At 72.9% G+C, this 17,236-nt stretch carries 18 protein-coding genes; 6 read left to right on the top strand and 12 right to left on the bottom strand.

What is annotated here, in order from left to right:
* Window positions 1–64: 64 nt before the first annotated feature.
* Entirely contained in the window at window positions 65–1,399 is a 1,335-nt protein-coding gene (locus AOK22_RS19780; RefSeq protein ID WP_425264046.1) for an MFS transporter, read from the bottom strand.
* 44 nt (window positions 1,400–1,443) lie between these two features.
* Window positions 1,444–2,772 (bottom strand): erythromycin esterase family protein, encoded by a 1,329-nt coding sequence (locus tag AOK22_RS19775; RefSeq protein ID WP_055700017.1) that lies wholly within the window; start codon window positions 2,770–2,772, stop codon window positions 1,444–1,446.
* A 159-nt stretch (window positions 2,773–2,931) separates the two neighbouring features.
* Between AOK22_RS19775 and AOK22_RS19770 the strand changes: the two genes are divergently transcribed.
* Window positions 2,932–3,630, top strand: a complete 699-nt coding sequence (locus tag AOK22_RS19770) for an alpha/beta fold hydrolase (protein ID WP_055700016.1) — start codon at window positions 2,932–2,934, stop codon at window positions 3,628–3,630.
* A gap of 36 nt (window positions 3,631–3,666) precedes the next feature.
* Here AOK22_RS19770 and AOK22_RS19765 read toward each other — a convergent pair whose 3' ends face one another.
* On the bottom strand, window positions 3,667–4,923 hold the full coding sequence (locus tag AOK22_RS19765; protein ID WP_055700015.1) for an exo-beta-N-acetylmuramidase NamZ family protein: 1,257 nt from the start codon (window positions 4,921–4,923) through the stop codon (window positions 3,667–3,669).
* Window positions 4,924–5,048: 125 nt separating this feature from the next.
* Between AOK22_RS19765 and AOK22_RS19760 the strand changes: the two genes are divergently transcribed.
* Genes AOK22_RS19760 through AOK22_RS19750 form a run of 3 tightly spaced genes read left to right on the top strand, consistent with a single transcriptional unit; the run spans window position 5,049 to window position 8,110 of the window.
* Window positions 5,049–5,816: an SDR family oxidoreductase gene (locus tag AOK22_RS19760; protein WP_055700032.1), complete on the top strand. Its 768-nt coding sequence runs from the start codon at window positions 5,049–5,051 to the stop codon at window positions 5,814–5,816.
* Window positions 5,813–7,495: a class I adenylate-forming enzyme family protein gene (locus AOK22_RS19755; protein ID WP_107101980.1), complete on the top strand. Its 1,683-nt coding sequence runs from the start codon at window positions 5,813–5,815 to the stop codon at window positions 7,493–7,495. The genes AOK22_RS19760 and AOK22_RS19755 overlap by 4 nt, the downstream gene beginning before the upstream one ends.
* 21 nt (window positions 7,496–7,516) lie before the next feature.
* Window positions 7,517–8,110, top strand: a complete 594-nt coding sequence (locus AOK22_RS19750) for a TetR/AcrR family transcriptional regulator (RefSeq protein ID WP_055700013.1) — start codon at window positions 7,517–7,519, stop codon at window positions 8,108–8,110.
* Here AOK22_RS19750 and AOK22_RS19745 read toward each other — a convergent pair.
* The 4 genes from AOK22_RS19745 to AOK22_RS19730 all read right to left on the bottom strand — a co-directional run bounded on the left by AOK22_RS19745 (window position 8,049) and on the right by AOK22_RS19730 (window position 11,892).
* Complete coding sequence (locus AOK22_RS19745; protein WP_055700012.1) at window positions 8,049–8,969, bottom strand: LysR family transcriptional regulator; 921 nt, start codon at window positions 8,967–8,969, stop codon at window positions 8,049–8,051. The two genes, AOK22_RS19750 and AOK22_RS19745, sit on opposite strands and share 62 nt — an antisense overlap.
* A 179-nt stretch (window positions 8,970–9,148) precedes the next feature.
* Window positions 9,149–10,363, bottom strand: coding sequence for an acyl-CoA dehydrogenase family protein (locus AOK22_RS19740; RefSeq protein WP_055700011.1), 1,215 nt, complete (start codon window positions 10,361–10,363; stop codon window positions 9,149–9,151).
* A 9-nt stretch (window positions 10,364–10,372) separates the two neighbouring features.
* Window positions 10,373–11,413, bottom strand: a complete 1,041-nt coding sequence (locus AOK22_RS19735; protein ID WP_055700010.1) for a phosphotransferase family protein — start codon at window positions 11,411–11,413, stop codon at window positions 10,373–10,375.
* 182 nt (window positions 11,414–11,595) lie between these two features.
* A complete protein-coding gene (locus AOK22_RS19730) occupies window positions 11,596–11,892 on the bottom strand; it encodes a hypothetical protein (RefSeq protein ID WP_055700009.1) in 297 nt (98 codons plus the stop codon).
* 152 nt (window positions 11,893–12,044) lie between these two features.
* Here AOK22_RS19730 and AOK22_RS19725 point away from each other — a divergent pair, with 152 nt between their 5' ends.
* Both AOK22_RS19725 and AOK22_RS19720 read left to right on the top strand, forming a co-directional pair.
* A complete protein-coding gene (locus AOK22_RS19725) occupies window positions 12,045–12,980 on the top strand; it encodes an NADP-dependent oxidoreductase (protein WP_055700008.1) in 936 nt (311 codons plus the stop codon).
* A 111-nt stretch (window positions 12,981–13,091) separates the two neighbouring features.
* Window positions 13,092–14,516, top strand: coding sequence for an amidohydrolase family protein (locus tag AOK22_RS19720; protein ID WP_055700007.1), 1,425 nt, complete (start codon window positions 13,092–13,094; stop codon window positions 14,514–14,516).
* A gap of 14 nt (window positions 14,517–14,530) precedes the next feature.
* Here the strand turns inward: AOK22_RS19720 and AOK22_RS19715 are convergent, their stop codons facing one another.
* The 5 genes from AOK22_RS19715 to AOK22_RS19695 form a co-directional block, all read right to left on the bottom strand.
* A complete protein-coding gene (locus AOK22_RS19715; protein ID WP_055700006.1) occupies window positions 14,531–14,860 on the bottom strand; it encodes a DUF202 domain-containing protein in 330 nt (109 codons plus the stop codon).
* Window positions 14,857–15,249, bottom strand: a complete 393-nt coding sequence (locus AOK22_RS19710; RefSeq protein WP_055700005.1) for a YidH family protein — start codon at window positions 15,247–15,249, stop codon at window positions 14,857–14,859. The genes AOK22_RS19715 and AOK22_RS19710 overlap by 4 nt, the downstream gene beginning before the upstream one ends.
* Window positions 15,250–15,299: 50 nt before the next feature.
* Window positions 15,300–15,836 carry an NUDIX hydrolase gene (locus AOK22_RS19705; RefSeq protein ID WP_079036690.1) on the bottom strand — a complete coding sequence of 179 codons (537 nt, stop codon included), beginning with the start codon at window positions 15,834–15,836 and terminating at the stop codon, window positions 15,300–15,302.
* An 84-nt stretch (window positions 15,837–15,920) separates the two neighbouring features.
* Window positions 15,921–16,691 (bottom strand): glucose 1-dehydrogenase, encoded by a 771-nt coding sequence (locus AOK22_RS19700; RefSeq protein WP_055700003.1) that lies wholly within the window; start codon window positions 16,689–16,691, stop codon window positions 15,921–15,923.
* Window positions 16,688–17,236 (bottom strand): hypothetical protein (locus AOK22_RS19695; RefSeq protein ID WP_055700002.1); only part of this gene is annotated, 549 nt, incomplete at its 5' end. The genes AOK22_RS19695 and AOK22_RS19700, both read right to left, overlap by 4 nt.

Genomic DNA, 17,236 nt, shown 5'->3' with positions numbered 1-17,236 from the left:
AGGAATGCGTGAATTCCCGCGCGGGGCGGTACGGGTTTCCGTGCGGTGCGGGTTCCCGCACGGTTCAGGCCAGTTCCCGGTCCCGGGTCTCCGGCAGGGCGAGGACGCACACCAGCGACACGACCGCCATCGCGCTCACGTACCAGCCCACCGACGACGAGCCGAACGCCGACTGCAGCCGGGTCGCCACCAGCGGCGAGACCGCGCCGCCCAGCACACCGCCGAGGTTGTAGGCGAGCGAGGCGCCCGAGTAGCGCACGTTCGTGGAGAACAGCTCCGGCAGATACGCGCCCATCGGGCCGTAGACGACCCCCATGCAGAACAGCGCGCCGCCGATCGCGAGGGCGACGAGCACCGGCTGCTCGGTGTCCAGGAGCGGGAAGAGCACGAGGCCCCACACCACCGCGAGGCCCGCGCCCACGAGGACGAGCCTGCGCCGCCCGTTCCCGTCGGAGCGCGTCGCGGCGAGCCAGGTGCCCGCCGCGAGGAAGAGACAGGCCACCAGTGACAGACCCAGCATGGTGTTGCGGGAGATGTGCAGGGTGCCGGTGGCGTAGGCGAGGCAGTAGGTCGTGGCCGTGTAGAAGAGGCCGTACGCGACGACCATGCCGCCCGCGCCGAGCAGCAGTTCGCGCGGATGGCGGCGCAGCACGTCGAGCGTGGGGACCTTGCTCGCCTCCTGCGCCTCCATCACCTTGGCGAACACCGGGGTCTCGCTGATCCGCAGCCGCACGAACAGGCCGACGCCGACCAGCAGGAACGAGAGCAGGAACGGCACGCGCCAGCCCCAGGAGCGGAACGCGTCGTCGGAGAGCGCGGAGGAGAGGAGCCAGAAGACGCCGGTCGCCGCGAAGAACCCCACGGACGGGCCGAGTTGGGGGAAGGCGGCGTACAGCCCGCGCTTCTTCTTCGGCGCGTGCTCCACCGCGAGCAGCGCCGCCCCGCCCCACTCGCCGCCGAGCCCGATGCCCTGGAGGAAGCGGAGCAGGATCAGCAGCAGCGGCGCCCAGATGCCCCAGGTGCCATAGCCGGGCAGCAGGCCGACGAGGGCGGTGGAGAGACCCATCAGGAGCAGCGAGGCCACGAGCACGGACTTGCGCCCCACCCGGTCGCCGAAGTGCCCGAAGATCACCGAGCCGATGGGCCGCGCCGCGAACGCCACCGCGTAGGTGGAGAACGACGCGAGCGTGGCGTTGACCGGGTCGAGCGTCGGGAAGAACGCCTCGTTCAGGACGAGGGCCGCCGCCGTGCCGTAGATGTAGAAGTCGTAGAACTCGATGGCCGTCCCGATGAAGGAGGCCACGGCCACCCTGCGCAGGCTCTCGGGGCTGCCGTCCGCGTCCTGGACCTGCTGTTTCTCTCTTGCTGTCGCTTCGCTGTGCACGACCGGCACTCTCATGGCGGAGGGAGGGGCCAGTCAATAGCCGGAATGCGCCGTCTCGTTCACTGAGACTGTCGGTGGGCCGCGGTGACGTCGTGGAGATGGATGAGGACGTCGTGCGACGGCGCGAGACGGACCTCGTACGGGCCGTCGGGCCACCCCGAGCCGATGCTGCGGGTCTCGCGCGCCGTGTCCAGCCACTTCCTGGTGGCGTCGGGCAGCTTCCGCAGGTCCACGTAGTAGTCGTCGAAGCGCACCTTGTCGAGCGTGTGCTCGTTCATGCCGCGCGTGGCCGGGCCCAGCGTGATCGGCTTCCACTTCTCGTCGTCGGCGCCCTGCGCCATGAACGAGCCCTCGTTGAAGGTGAACCCGATGCTCGCGTACCGCTTGCCGAGCCGGTCGCGCAGGAAGGCGCCCTGCATCTTCGGATAGCGCGGGTCGTAGGACTCGTACGCGACATGGGCGTTGTGCGCCGACAGGAACACCTTGCCGCCGGTGTACCGCTGCCACCACGCGGTGTTCTCCGCCATGATGCGGTCGCGGTAGAGCATGGCGTCCTTCTTGCCCTCGTCGGTGTCGAGGGGGAAGGCGTACATGTCCCCGGTCTGCGCGACGGACAGCGCGTGGTGCAGCGCCAGCGCGAACGCCTTGTCGTCGCGGCCCGTCCGGCGCTCCTTCAGCAGGTCGTGCGCCGCCCACGCCTTCTTCGCCAGCGCCCTGCGCTCGGCGCGGGGCAGCGCCATGTAGGTGTCGCCGTCCGTCACGCGCCGCAGCGGCGCGTACAGCCCGTCGATCCGCTTCAGCAGATCCGGCTCGTGGGCGCGCACGTACGCGCGTACCCCGTCGAACAACTCCGTCCCCTGCTCGGGGTAGTTGAGGTCGTTGCCCATGAAGCGCAGCGGGCGCTCGGGGTGCTTGTCGTTGTACGCCCGCATCCAGCGCAGCAGATGGACATACTCCTCGGTGTCCCACGGCGTCTTCGCCAGCTCGCGGTGGACCAGCTCGCGCGCGTCGCCCCGGCCGCCCCGCACATAGGCGTCGAAGCGCAGCCCGGTCGTCCAGCTCATCTCCTGCGCGAAGGTGGTGAACCCCTTCTTCTCCACGAGGTGCCGGAACACCCGCTCCTTCATCGTGAAGAACTCGTGCGAGCCGTGCGTCGCCTCGCCCAGCCCCACCACCGAGGCGTCGCCCACCATCCTGCCGAGCGGCCCGAGATCCCTGGTGGTGCCGCTCGGGTCGGTGGAGCGCAGCGGGTGGGCCGCGCGCTCGATCGCCGCGACCGGCTCCGCGGGGCGCGGCGCCGCCCGCGCGGCCTGGGGAGCCAGCAGCGCCCCCGCCCCGGCCGCCGTGACCAGCAGCAGCGGGACCCCGCGGCGCGTCACCCGTGTCATGTCGGACCTCCTCGGATCTCCTGTGTCGTCCTGAAGATCACGATCTCGTGGCGGGCGGGTGCGGGGCCATGGAGCAGGCACCCGGGTGGTCATGGAGGAGGCACCCACCTGAGCGGTGGGGTCTGCCCCACCACGGCTCGGGCGTGTACGTTCTGCGCCATGGCGCAATTCGTACTGGTGGCAGGGGCGTGGCTGGGTGCGTGGGCATGGGAGGAGGTGGCGGGGGAGCTGCGGGCGGCCGGACACGGCGTCCACCCCCTGACCCTCTCCGGGCTCGCCGACAAACAGGACGTGCCGGCCGGACCACAGACACACGTACGGGACGTCGTCGACGAGGTCGAGCGGCTCGACCTGCGTGACGTCGTCCTGGTCGGACACAGCTACTCGGGCATCCCGGTCGGCCAGGCCGCCGGGCGGATCGGCGACCGGCTGGCCCGACTGGTCCTCGTCGACGCCAACGTCCCCGTCGAGGGCGAGTCGTTCGCCTCGATGTGGTGGCAGGGCGAGGAGGTCTTCGACGCCGCGCTCGCGGAGAACGACGGCGACTGGGCGCCCCTGAACGCGGCCGACTTCGACGGGCAGGGCCTCGACAGCGAGCAGGTCGCGCGGCTCGCGAGCGGGTCGACGCCGCACCCCGGCGCCACCCTCACCGACCCCGCCGTCCTCGCCCGCCCGCTCGACGAGCTGCCCACGACGTACATCAAGTGCCTGCTCGACGGCGACGAACCGATGGACGACGTGGCGGAGCTGCTCAAGAGCGAGCGCTGGCGGCTCGTGGAGATGGACACCGGCCACTGGCCGATGTTCTCCCGGCCGCGCGAGCTGGCCAGGATCCTGCACGGGAGCGTGCGGGGCTGACCCCGTGCGCCCGCTGTCCCGGGCGGACCTCGTCGCTCAGGCGTAGCGCAGGTACCGGCGGCGCACCGCGCGGAAGCGTGCGAGCTCCTCGCTCCAGGCGCCCACCACCTCGTCCGTGCCGGCGCCCGCGTCGATCGCCGTGCGCACCCGCGCGGACCCGGTGAGCCGGTCGATCCAGTGGTCGGAGCGCCACGCGAACCCGCGCCACGCCTTCTTGGCGGTCACCAGGAGCGCGATGCCGGTGCGCACGGCGTCGTACGCCTCCCGGTCGTGCACATGGAGCTGGACGCCGCCGATCGTCCTGCCCTGGAACTTGGAGAAGGCGGGGGCGAAGTACGCCTCCCTGAAGCGCACGCCCGGCAGGTCGAGTTCCCCGAGCGCCGTCGCCCAGCGCCGGTCGACGCCGTCCGCGCCGAGCAGCTCGAAGGGCCGGGCCGTGCCCCGCCCCTCCGACAGGTTCGTGCCCTCGAACAGGCAGGTGCCCGCGTAGACCAGGGCGGTGTCGGGCGTCGGCATGTTCGGGCTCGGCGGCACCCACGGCAGCCCCGACGCGTCGAAGAAGTCGGCGCGCCGCCACCCCGTCATCAGCACGGTCTCCAGCTCCACGGGCCGCTCCAGGAACTCCCCGTTGAACAGGAGCGCCAGCTCCGCGACCGTCATCCCGTGCGCCTGGGCGACCGGCTCGCGTCCCACGAAGCTCGCGAACCTCCTTTCCAGGACCGGCCCGTACGCGTCCCGGCCCGAGACCGGGTTCGGCCGGTCGAGGACCACGAGCCGCTTGCCCGCGAGCCGCGCGGCCACCATGCAGTCGTACAGCGTCCAGATGTACGTGTAGAAGCGGGCGCCCACGTCCTGGATGTCGAAGAGGAGCGTGTCCGCGCCCGACGCGGTGAAGACGTCCGCGAGCTCCTTGCCGCTCTTGCGGTACGTGTCGTACACGGGCAGCCCGGTCGCCGGATCGTCGTGGCGCCCCTCGGAGCCGCCCGCCTGCGCGGTGCCCCGGAAGCCGTGCTCGGGGCCGAACACCGCGACCACGTCGACGCGCTCGTCGGCGTGCAGCACGTCCACGACGTGGCGCACGTCGCGGGTCACGCCCGTCGGGTTGGTGACGACGCCGACCCGCCGCCCGTCCAGGAGCGCGTAGCCGTCGGCGGCCAGGCGCTCGAAGCCGGTGCGCAGCCGGTGTCCGGCGGGGGCGGGGGCGTCGGGGAGCGGCGTCGCCGAGGCCGTGGCGGAGGGCACCAGTGCGGTCGATGCGGTGGCGGCGAGCAGCCCGCGCCGGGAGAGGTTCATGGCCCCGCACGCTAGTGCCCGAAGGGGGACAGGAGAACGAACCCGGCCCGCACGCCCCTCTTTCGCCACGACATACCGACTGGTTAGTCTGCGATCAAAGCCGAGCCGCAGGTCGAAGGAGACCGATCGTGGAGACCCTGCAGGACAAGGGAGTCGTCGTCACCGGTGCGGGAGGCGGGATCGGGGCCGCGCTCGCCCGCCGCTTCGCCGCCGAGGGGGCGCGCGTCGTCGTCAACGACCTGGACGGCGCCAAGGCGAAGGCCGTCGCCGACGAGGTGGGCGGCATCGCCGTGCCGGGCGACGCCTCCACGATCGTGCCGCAGGCCACCGACGCGCTCGGCGGCACCGTCGACGTGTACTGCGCCAACGCCGGGCTCGCCTCCGGCGGCACCGAGGCCGCGCCCGAGGACGTCTGGGCGGCGGCCTGGGACGTGAACGTCATGGCGCACGTGCGGGCCGCGCACGCGCTGCTGCCCGACTGGCTGGAGCGCGGCGGCGGCCGCTTCGTCTCCACCGTCTCCGCCGCCGGGCTGCTCACCATGATCGGCGCCGCCCCCTACAGCGTCACCAAGCACGGCGCGTACGCGTTCGCCGAGTGGCTGTCCCTCACCTACCGCCACCGGGGCGTCAAGGTGCACGCCATGTGCCCCCAGGGGGTGCGCACCGACATGCTCACGGCCAGCGGCTCCGCCGGCGACCTGGTGCTCGCGCCGACCGCCATCGAACCGGACGACGTCGCCGACGCGCTGTTCACGGGCATGGCGCAGGACCGCTTCCTGATCCTGCCCCACCCCGAGGTCGACGCGTACTACCAGGCCCGCGCCGCCACCCCCGACAAGTGGCTGACCGGCATGAACCACATCCAGCAGAAGTGGGAGGCGACGCAGCGGTGAGCGATCCGCAGACCGGCGGCGCGGGATACGCCGCCAAGCCCTGGCTCGGCCGGCTCAACGAAGCCCAGCGGGCGGCCGTGACCCCCGCCGACTCCGTCCTGCACGCCTTCCGCGCGGCCGTCGCCCGCGCCCCCGGGCGCACCGCCCTCGCCTACTTCGACGGGCGGCTCAGCTACCGCGAGACCGACACCCTCACCGACTCCGTCGCGGGACACCTCGCCGCGCGCGGCATCGCCCGCGGCGACCGCGTCGCGATCCTCCTGCAGAACACCCCGCACTTCGTCCTCGCGCTCCTCGGCGCCTGGAAGGCGGGCGCCACGGTCGTCCCCGTGAACCCCATGTACAAGTCGGCGGAGGTCGGCCACGTCCTCGCCGACGCCGACGTCACCGCGCTGATCTGCTCCGACCGCGCCTGGGAGGCGTATCTGCGCGACACGGCCGCCGGATCGCCGGTCCGCGTGGTCCTCACCGCCTGCCAGCTCGACCTGCAGAGCCGCGACGACCCCCGCGTCCTCGACTTCGAGCGGCTGCCGCCCGCCGCCGACGCCGAGGACCTGCTCGCGGTCGCCCGCAAGGGGCTGCCGGCCCCCGCCGAGCGCACGCCCGGCCCCTCCGACGTGGCCCTGATCAGCTACACCTCGGGCACCAGCGGCACCCCCAAGGGCGCCATGAACACCCACGGCAACATCACCTACAACGCCGAGCGCCAGCGCACCGGGGCCGGCATACCCGAGGGCTCCTGCTACTTCGCGCTCGCGCCGCTCTTCCACATCACCGGCATGGTCGCCCAGGTCGCCGCGTGCCTCGCCAACGCGGGCACCCTCGCGCTCACCTACCGCTTCGAGGCGGGCGTCGTCCTCGACGCGTTCGCCGAGCACCGCCCCGCCTACACCGTCGGCCCCTCCACGGCCTTCATGGCCCTGGCCGCGCACCCCTCGGCGACCCGGGCGCACTTCGAGTCCTTCGCGCTGATCTCCTCGGGCGGCGCGCCGCTGCCCCCGGCCCTGGTGGAGAAGTTCCGCGCGGCCTTCGGGCCCTACCTCCACAACGGCTACGGCCTCACCGAGTGCACCGCGCCCTGCGCCTCCGTGCCGCCGGGGCAGGAGGCGCCGGTGGACCCGGACTCCGGGACGCTCGCCGTCGGCGTCCCGGGTCCCGAGACGGTCGTGCGCATCCTGGACGACGGAGGCCGCGAGGTGCCCTTCGGGGAGCAGGGCGAGATCGTCGTGCGCGGCCCCCAGGTGGTTCCCGGCTACTGGAACCTGCCCGACGCCACCGCCGGCACCTTCCCCGGCGGCGAACTGCGCACCGGCGACATCGGTTTCATGGACACCGACGGCTGGCTCTACGTCGTCGACCGCAAGAAGGACATGATCAACGCGTCCGGCTTCAAGGTGTGGCCGCGCGAGGTCGAGGACGTGCTCTACACCCACCCCGCCGTGCGCGAGGCGGCCGTCGTCGGCGTGCCCGACAGCTACCGCGGCGAGACGGTCAAGGCGTACGTCAGCCTGCGCCCCCATGCCGCCGCGGACCCCGGCGAGCTGGCCGCGTACTGCAAGGAACGGCTGGCCGCGTACAAATATCCGCGCGAGGTCGAGATCCTGGCGGAGCTGCCGAAGACGACAAGTGGGAAGATCCTCCGGCGGGAACTGCGTTCCCGTACACAGAACAGTCAGTGAGACGAAAGGCAGGTGGCGGCAGTGGCCAGGACGACGGACGGTGGCGGCACGCCCGTCCCGCAGCGGTTGCTGGCCGCCGCCACCCGGCTCTTCGCCGACCGCGGCTACGACCGCACGTCGGTGCAGGAGATCGTGGAGGCGGCCGGCGTCACCAAGGGGGCGCTTTACCACTACTTCGGGTCCAAGGACGACCTCCTGCACGAGGTCTACGCCCGGATGCTCCGGGTCCAGCAGGAGCGGCTCGACGCCATCGCGGACGCCGACGCGCCCGTCGAGCAGCGGGTGCGGGACGCCGCCGCGGACGTCGTGGTCACCACCATCGACAACCTCGACGACGCCTCGATCTTCTTCCGCTCGATGCACCACCTCAGCCCCGAGAAGAACAAGCAGGTGCGTGCCGAGCGGCGCCGCTACCACGAGCGGTTCCGGGCGCTGATCGAGGAGGGCCAGGAGTCCGGCGTCTTCTCCGCGGCGACCCCGGCGGACCTGGTGGTCGACTACCACTTCGGCTCCGTCCACCACCTCTCGACCTGGTACCGCCCCGACGGGCCGCTCACCCCGCGTCAGGTCGCCGACCACCTCGCCGACCTGCTCCTGCGGGCGCTGCGCCCGTGAGGTGATCGAGGAGCGCCACGGCCGCCGGGTTCCGGGGCCGTGGCGCGCGCCCGGCGAGGACCACCGTCCGGCCCGGCTCGGGCTGCCGGATCCGTACGCACGGCAGGCCCGCCTCCTCGCCGATCGGCCGGGGCACGAAGGCGACCCCGATGCCCGCGCGCACCAGGTCCACGAGCAGCCGGATCTGGGTGACGTCACAGGTGATCCTGCGCTCCAGACGGCAGTGCGCGGCCAGCCTGCGCACCGCCGACTCCAGCCCCGTCCCGGCCCGGAAGTCGATGAACGCCTCGTCGGCCAGGTCCCGCACCAGGGTGCGTCCCGCCGCGGCCAGCGGATGGCCCGGCGCCGTGATGAGCACCAGCTCCTCGTGCCACGTCGCGAACGCGCTCAGCCCGTCGGGCAGTCCGGGGCCGTCCGGCGCGAGATACGCGAGGTCCAGCTCACCGGCGCGCAGCGCCTCGGTCAGCTCGCCCACCGTGGCGTCCTTGACGGACACCTGGACGCCGGGGAACTCCCGGTGGAACGCGGCCAGTTCGGCGGGCAGGTCCACGCAGGTCAGCGTCTGGATCGTGCCGATCGACACCCGCCCGGTCGCGAGCCCGGCGACCGCGGCCACCGCCTCCTTCGCGGCGACCGCCCCGGCGAGCAGCGCCCTGGCCTGCGGCAGCAGCGCGCGGCCGGCCTCGGTGAGCACGACGCGACGGCCGGTGCGGTCGAACAGGTCGGCGCCCAGCTCGCGTTCGAGATTGCGGACGGAGGTGCTGAGCGCGGACTGCACGATCAGCTCGGCACGGGCGGCGGCCGTGAAGCCGCCCTCTTCGACGACGGCCATGAAGTGGCGCAGCTGACGTATCTCCACCCATCGATCCTAGCGATGGGACCCAGCGAAACGATCTGTTGGACCGCTGGCCGGACGGGCGCGGAAGCTGGGGGCATGGCACACGACCGCGCCCCCGGCCTCCTCTCCCGCTGCCTCCTGCGGGCCCGCCGCTTCGTACGGGCCCTGGCCCTCGCGGACCACACGCCGTACGGGGGGTACTAGAGGTACTTCTTCAACTCCCGCCGCGCCAGGGAGCGCTGGTGCACCTCGTCGGGCCCGTCCGCCAGGCGCAGCGTCCGCGCCGCCGCCCACAGCTCCGCCAGCGGGAAGTCCTGGCTGACGCCGCCCGCGCCGTGCAGCTGCACCGCCTGGTCGAGGATGTCGACCACCGCGCGCGGCGTCGCGATCTTGATGGACTGGATCTCCGTGTGGGCGCCCTTGTTGCCGACGGTGTCCATCAGCCAGGCCGTCTTGAGGACGAGCAGCCGCAGCTGCTCCACGGCGACCCGCGCGTCCGCGATCCACTCCTGCACGACGCCCTGCCGCGCGAGCGGCTTGCCGAACGCCGTGCGCGACACCGCCCGCCGGCACATCAGCTCGATGGCCCGCTCGGCCATGCCGATCAGCCGCATGCAGTGGTGGATGCGGCCCGGACCCAGCCGCGCCTGCGCGATGGCGAAGCCGCCGCCCTCCTCGCCGATGAGGTTCGAGACGGGCACGCGCACCCGGTCGAAGACGACCTCGGCGTGACCGCCGTGGTAGTGGTCCTCGTACCCGTACACCCGCATGGCGCGCCGGACTTCGAGGCCCGGGGTGTCGCGCGGGACGAGCACCATCGACTGCTGGCGGCGGATGTCGGCGCCGTCCGGGTCGGTCTTGCCCATCACGATGAAGATCGCGCAGTCGGGGTTCATCGCCCCGGAGATGTACCACTTGCGGCCCGTGATGACGTACTCGTCGCCGTCGCGCTCGATGTGCGTGGTGATGTTCGTGGCGTCGGAGGAGGCCACCTCCGGCTCGGTCATCGCGAACGCCGAGCGGATCTCCCCGGCGAGCAGCGGCTCCAGCCACCGCTTCTTCTGCTCGTCGCTGCCGAACTGCGCGAGCACCTCCATGTTGCCGGTGTCGGGCGCCGCGCAGTTCAGCGCGGTGGGCGCCAGCTGCGGGGAGCGGCCGGTGATCTCGGCGAGCGGCGCGTACTGGAGGTTGGTCAGACCGGCGCCGTGCTCGGCGTCCGGCAGGAAGAGGTTCCACAGGCCCTGCCGACGGGCCTCGGCCTTCAGCTCCTCGACCACGGCCGGGGTGTCCCACGGCGAGGCGAGCGCGGCCCGCTGCTCGTCGGCGACGGCCTCGGCCGGGTACACGTACGCGTCCATGAAGGCGAGCAGCTTCTCGCGGAGCTCTTCGGTGCGGGCGTCGAATGCGAAGTCCATGGCGCTGTCTCAGCCTTCCTGTCGTCCCTGGAGCGTGGTGAGGCCGTGCTCGATGAACACGGGCACCAGCTCGCCGATCCGGTCGAAGCCCGCGCCGACCGTCCGGCCCAGCGTGTAGCGGTAGTGGATGCCCTCCAGGATCACGGCGAGCTTGAACCACGCGAAGGCCGTGTACCAGGCGACGCCCGACACGTCGCGCCCCGAGCGCGCGGCGTACCGCTCGATCAGCTCGGCGGGGTCGGGGTGGCCCGGCGCGCCCGCCGTGGTGCTCACGGGGGAGTCGGGCACCTCCAGCTTCGCGCTGTACATCACCAGGAGGCCCAGGTCGGTGAGCGGATCGCCGAGCGTGGACATCTCCCAGTCGAGGACGGCCTTGATCCGGTCGTCCTCGCCGATCAGGACGTTGTCCAGGCGGTAGTCGCCGTGGACGACGGCCGGCGCGGGGGAGGCGGGCAGCGCGCGGCCGAGCGCGGCGTGCAGCTCGTCGATGCCGGCGAGGTCGCGGTTGCGGGACGCGTCCAGCTGCTTGCCCCAGCGGCGCAGCTGCCGGTCCAGGAAGCCGTCGGGGCGCCCGAAGTCGCCGAGCCCGACCGCCACCGGGTCCACGGCGTGCAGGTCGACGAGGGTGTCGACGAGGCCGAGCACCGCGTTCCTGGTGCGCTCGGGGCCGAGCGGTGCGAGCTGTTCGGCGGTGCGGTACGGCGTCCCGTCCACGAACTCCATCACGTAGAACGGCGCCCCGAGGGCCGCGTTGCCCTCGGCGGCCTCGCTCAGCAGGACCGGCGCGGGCACGGGCACGTCGGTGGGGTGCAGCGCCTCGATCACCCGGTGCTCGCGCTTCATGTCGTGCGCGGTGGCCAGGACGTGCCCCAGCGGGGGCCGCCGCACCACCCAGCGGGAGGCGCCGTCGCTCACCGCGTACGTGAGGTTGGAGCGGCCGCCCTCGATGAGCCGGGCGGTGAGCGGTCCGCCGACCAGGCCGGGCCGCTCGCGGTCCAGATGGCGGCGCAACTGGTCGAGGTCGAGGCCCGGCGGGTGGTCTGAGCTCATCTTCGCTCCTGATCGGACGGCAGGTGGCTGCGTGTGCATCCCTATGATGCCGACCAGTCGGTATGTCGTCCAGAGTGCTGGTGGAACGTGATCGGGATCGCGGCCCCGCCCGGCCCCCGTACACGCGAAACCCCGCCCCGGACTGCCAGTCGGCGCCGGGGCGGGGGAAGGTACGGAATCGCTCAGTGATCGTCCCAGTGCCCGTCGTGCGCCGCGTGCCGGTGGCCGTCGTGGAGGTAGTCGACGTGGTCGCCGTGGGTGACGGCGTCGTGCCCGCAGCCGTCGCCGTGCACGTGGTCGTGGCCCCGGTGGGTGGTGTGGCCGGTCGGCTCGCACTCGTCGTAGTGGTCGGAGTGCAGACGGTGCATGTGGCCGTCGTGCGCGTAGTCGACGTGGTCGCCGTGCGGCACCTCGGGGTGGCCGCAGGCCGGGCCGTGGATGTGGTCGTGCACCGGGTGTTCGTGGTGGAGCGTGGTCATGACGCGCACCTTCTGTGACGTCCGGGAGGGGCGACCCTCCCGGGTGCTGGGCTGCCGGGCGGGGTGACTCTCTCAGGCTAGCCCCCGATGCCCCTTTCGTAGCGTTATGGCAGCCTTGTGGCTGTTCCGTGACCCGCCCCGAAGGGGACCCCATGAAGGCGATCAGCTACCGCGGCTACGGCGGCCCCGACGTCCTGGAGTACGGCGAGGTGCGCGACCCCAAGGTCGGCCCCGACTCCGTCCTGGTGAAGGTGCGGGCCGCGGCCGTGAACCCCGTCGACTGGAAGTGCCGCGAGGGGTACCTCGACGGCATCCTCGATCCGGTCTTCCCGGTGATCCCCGGCTGGGACGTCTCGGGCGTGGTGGTCCAACCGGGCGCCTCCGTGCCGGAGTTCGCCGTCGGCGACGAGGTCATCGGCTACGTGCGCGAGGACTTCCTCTCGCGCGGCACCTTCGCCGAGTACGTCGCCGCCCCGGTGCGCACCCTGGCCCGCAAGCCGCGCAACCTCACCTTCGAGGAGGCCGCGGGCCTGCCGCTCGCCGGGCTCACCGCCTACCAGGTCGTCACCGGGGCGCTCGCGGTGACCGAGGGCGACGTCGTGCTCGTGCACGCGGCGGCGGGCGGGGTCGGCTCGATCGCGGTGCAGCTCGCCCGGCACGCGGGCGCCCGCGTCATCGGCACCGCGAGCGAGCGCAACCACGACTTCCTGCGGGAGCTCGGCGCCGAGCCGGTCACCTACGGCGAGGGGCTCGTCGACCGCGTCCGCGCGCTGGCGCCCGAGGGCGTCGACGCGGCCTTCGACACGGTCGGCGGCGACACGCTCAAGGCCTCCGCCGACCTGCTCGCGCCCGGCGGCCGCCTCGCGTCCATCGCGGACGGCGGGGTGATCGGCCTGGGCGGCCACTACTGCTTCGTACGTCCCGACGCCGCCGATCTCGCACGGCTGACGGAGCTGGCGGAGCAGGACGTGGTGACGGTCCACGTCGACGCGACGTTCCCGCTGGAGCGGGCGGCCGACGCCCACCGCCTGAGCGCGGAGGGCCGCACGCGGGGCAAGGTCGTGGTGACGGTCGACTGGGCGGACTGACCCGGCGCTCGGGCCGTCTGCGGGAGTCTGGGTTCCGCCCTTCGGAAGGCAGTTTCCGTTGGCTGGATTCAGACGTGTGGTGCGGGTGTTACCAGCGGTACAACACCGCACATGACTTCCCCCACGAACTCCGCCGCGACCGTCCGACCACCGAGCCGCCGCACGGTCCTGGCCGGAATCGGCGCCGTCCCCCTGACGATGGGCACGGCCGCCGCCGCCCCGCGCCCCGAACGGCCCGACGGCCACGACCACGCGCCCACCACCCTGCTCCGGGGCGCCGAACTCGTCCTCACCATGGACCCCGCCCTCGGCGAGGGCGAGCTCGGCACGCTGGAGCGCGCCGACGTCCTGATGCGGGACGGCAGGATCGCCGGGGTGGGCCGGCGGCTGACCGCACCGGCCGGCGCCCGCGTGGTGGACGTCTCGGGCATGCTGGTGCTGCCCGGCTTCGTGGACCTCCACAACCACCTGTGGCAGTCCAGCATCCGCGGCGGCTGCGCAGGCCAGGACCTGTACGGCTGGCTGGCCGACTGCAACCGCGCCACGCTGCCGAGGATCGGCCCCGAGGACATGCACCGGTTCGTGCGCCTCGCCGCGCTCGACGCCCTGCGGGCCGGGGTCACCACCGTCGTCGACTGGGTGCACCCCATACCGTTCGACACCAGCGAGCAGTACGTCCGCGCGCTCGACCGCACCGGCCTGCGCTTCGTGTACGCGATGGCGCACGACGCCGACGACCTCGATCTCGTCCCCCGGGTGAAGAAGGAGCTCCTCGACCCGCTGCCGCTGGCCTCGGCCCAGGTCTCCGTGCACGCCGGGATGGCCGCGCTCGACCAGCTGCGCCGCTCGCGCGAGATCGCCCGCGACCTCGGGCTGATGCTCAACTCGCACGTCCTGGAGAACCGCGGGGACCGCGAGCAGGAGCCGATCCGGTCGCTGCGCGCCGCCGACGCGCTCGGCCCGGACCTGCTGATGAACCACGCGATCCACCTCACCGACGAGGAGATCGCGGAGATCGCCGGGGCCGATGTGCGGGTGGCGCACTCCCCGCTGAGCAACATGCGGCTGGCCTCCGGCATCATCCGCCTGCCCGAGCTGCGCAAGCGCGGGGTGAAGGCCGGGCTCGGCCACGACGGCGGCACCAACGACACCTCGGACATGTTCAACGTGATGAAGGCGGCCGTGGGGCTGCAGCGCGCGCTCCACCAGGACGCCGAGGTGCACCCGACGATCCCGGCCGTGCTGCGGATGGCGACGCTCGGCGGGGCGGAGTGCATCCACCTGGCCGACCGGATCGGCTCCCTCACCCCCGGCAAGCGCGCCGACGTGGTCGTCCTCGACCCGGGCACCCTCAACTTCGCGCCCCGCTTCGACTGGACCAGCCAGATCGTGCTCAACGGCCAGCCGGGGAACGTGAGTCACGTGTACGTCGACGGGCGGGCGCGCAAGGCGCGCGGCTCACTCGTGGACGTCGACACCGCCGAGGTGGTGCGGGAGGCGGAACGGGCCGCGGACCACATCCGCGCCACGGCCTGACGCGCGCCGCCGCGTCAGACCACCATCGCGACGGCGCACACCGCGAGCGCGAGCGTGCACAGCGCCGCCGTCCCCGCGGACCGGACCGTGAGCGTCCCGGGCCTGGCCGCCGTCAGGGCCACCATCCTGCGGTGCGCGACGGTGAGGAAGCCGAGCCAGAGCAGCAGGCACAGGGCGCAGGCCAGGACGCCGGCCGCGGTCGGCCCGCCGTACAGCGTCGCGCGGGCCGCGAGGACGGCGGCGACCGTGGCCGACAGCGTCGTGCGCCGCCAGGCCAGCCGGGTGCGCTCCGGCTGGAGTCCGGGGTCACGGACCTGCCCGGCGGCCGGGGCGGGCCGCGTCACCCCTCCCACCCGAAGAGCACGACCACCACCATGGCGAGCGCGACCACGGCGACCGCCAGGCTCAGCACGGTCGGGAAGCGGCTCGCCGGGAGGTCCTCGCCGCGCCGCATGGCCCGCTCGCAGCGCACCCAGTGGTTCACCGCGCGCAGCGAGCACAGCACGCCGGCGGCGAGCAGCGCGAGCGCGAGTCCGATCCGCCAGCCCCAGCGCAGGTCCGGCAGGAACTGGTCCACGGCGAAACCGCCGCCGATCAGCGCGAGAGCGGTGCGCAGCCAGGCGAGGAAGGTGCGCTCGTTGGCGAGCGAGAACCGATAGTCGGGGGTGTCGCCCTCCTCGCGGATGCGCTCGGGCGCGAACCACAGCCTCAGGCTCTGTACGAAGTTGCTCACGGGCGCACCATAAACGGCCGTGGGCCGGATGCCGGGTGCGTCGGGGCCGGTCAGGCCGCGCGGAAGGCCTTCAGGCGGTGGTAGGCGTCGAGCCCGTCGGGGACCCACTCCCACGCGTCGAGCCGCCGCTCCAGCTCGTCCTCCGGCAGGAAGGAGTGCCAGGCGACCTCCTCGACCTGCGGGACGACGGGCAGGTCGCAGCGGACCTCGTAGAGGGAGGACCACCAGGTCTTCCCGGCGCCGTCGTCGTACAGGAACTTGAACAGCGGTGTGGGGCGCGGGAGTCCCTGGACGCCGAGCTCCTCCTCCGCCTCGCGCAGGGCGGCGTCGTCGTAGGACTCCCCGGCCCCGACCACTCCGCCGACGAACATGTCGTACAGCGAAGGGAAGACCAGCTTGGTCGGGGTGCGGCGGTGCACGAAGACGCGGCCCTCGGCGTCGCGCGCCAGGATGAACGTGCACCGGTGGCGCAGGCCGCGCGCGTACGCCTCACCGCGCGGGGCCTCGCCGATCACCTCGTCGTTCTCGTCGACGATCGTGATCATCTCTTCGCTGGGGTCGGGCAGGGGCCCGGGGTTCGCCGTCATGCCGACCATCCAACCCCACCGCCCGGCGAGGGAGTTCCCCACCGTCCGGTGGGGGAGTTCCGCACTGTCCGGAGGGCGGATTCCTCACTGCCCCATGACGTACTTGACCGTGGGGCCGGCCGTCCAGCCGCCGTCGACGGCGAGCTCCGCGCCCGTCACGTAGGAGGCGGCGTCCGAGAGCAGGAAGATCATGGCGCCCGCGATCTCGTGGGGCTCGCCGACCCGGCCCATCGGGGTGTTGGGGTACTTGCCCTCGCCCTTCTCGATGCCGACCTGGGCGGTCATCGGGGTGTACGTCATGCCGGGGTGGACGGAGTTGACGCGGATGCGGGCCGTGCCGAGCTCCACCGCGCCGATCTTGGTGAGGCCGCGGACGCCCCACTTCGACGCGCCGTACCCGGCGGTGAGGGCGAGGCCCATCAGACCGGCGGCGGAGGAGATGTTCACGATCGAGCCGCCGCCCGCCTCCTTCATCGCGGGGACGACGGTCTTCATGCCGATGAACACGCCGGTGAGGTTGATGTCGAGGACCTTGCGGAAGTGCTCGACGGACTCCGACTCCAGGAACTGGCCGGTGGATATCCCGGCGTTGTTCACCAGGCCGTGGACGGCGCCGAACTCGGCGACCGCGAGGTCGGCGACGCGCTGCCAGTCCTCCTCCGACGTCACGTCGTGGTGCGCGAAGCGGGCGCGCTCGCCGAGCTCGGCGGCGGTGGCCTTGCCCTCGTCGTCGAGCACGTCGGTGAGGACGACGCCGGCGCCGGCGGCGATCGCCTGGCGGGCGGCCTCCGCGCCGAGGCCGCGGGCGGCACCGGTGATGATGACGGTCTTGCCGGTGAGGTCGTGCTGGGTCATGCGGTGCCTCCAGGGGTGGGCCGCGGCGCGAGGAGGAGGGCCGCGGTGGTCTCGACGAGATCGGCGAGGAAGAGGTCCTCGTCGGTCAGGGGGGTGGTGCCCGTCAGGTACTGACGGGCGCGGTCGCCCAGGGCGGCGCCGACCAGCGTGAGCGCGAGGTCGAGCCGTTCCAGGCGGAGCGGCTCGGGCAGCGCGGGGGCCAGACAGTTCTCGACGCGGCCGATCAGCGTCCAGTAGACGGTGCCGTCGATGGTGGGGTGCGGCGTGCGGGTGCGGACGCCGCTCTCGTGGCTGAGCTGGGCGGAGACGCGCAGACAGCGGCGCCCGCGCTCGGTGCGCAGCTCGGTGGCCTCGGTGTTCACCAGGGCGGTGAGCAGGCCGCGGAGCTCGGTCGCCGGGTCCCCGGCGGTGTCGCCGTCGTCGAGGCGCGCCAGCTCGGCGGTGAGCACTCGTTCGGTGCGCTGCTGTCGCGACGCCATCACCGCGTCGAGGAGACCGCCGCGGGAACCGAAGTGGTACTGCACGGCGGAGGGGTTGCTCTGCCC

This window comes from Streptomyces silaceus (genome assembly GCF_001419745.1).
Taxonomy (GTDB): domain Bacteria; phylum Actinomycetota; class Actinomycetes; order Streptomycetales; family Streptomycetaceae; genus Streptomyces; species Streptomyces silaceus.
Note: the sequence above shows the minus strand (reverse complement) of the source record. Positions and strands in the feature narration are given on the sequence as shown.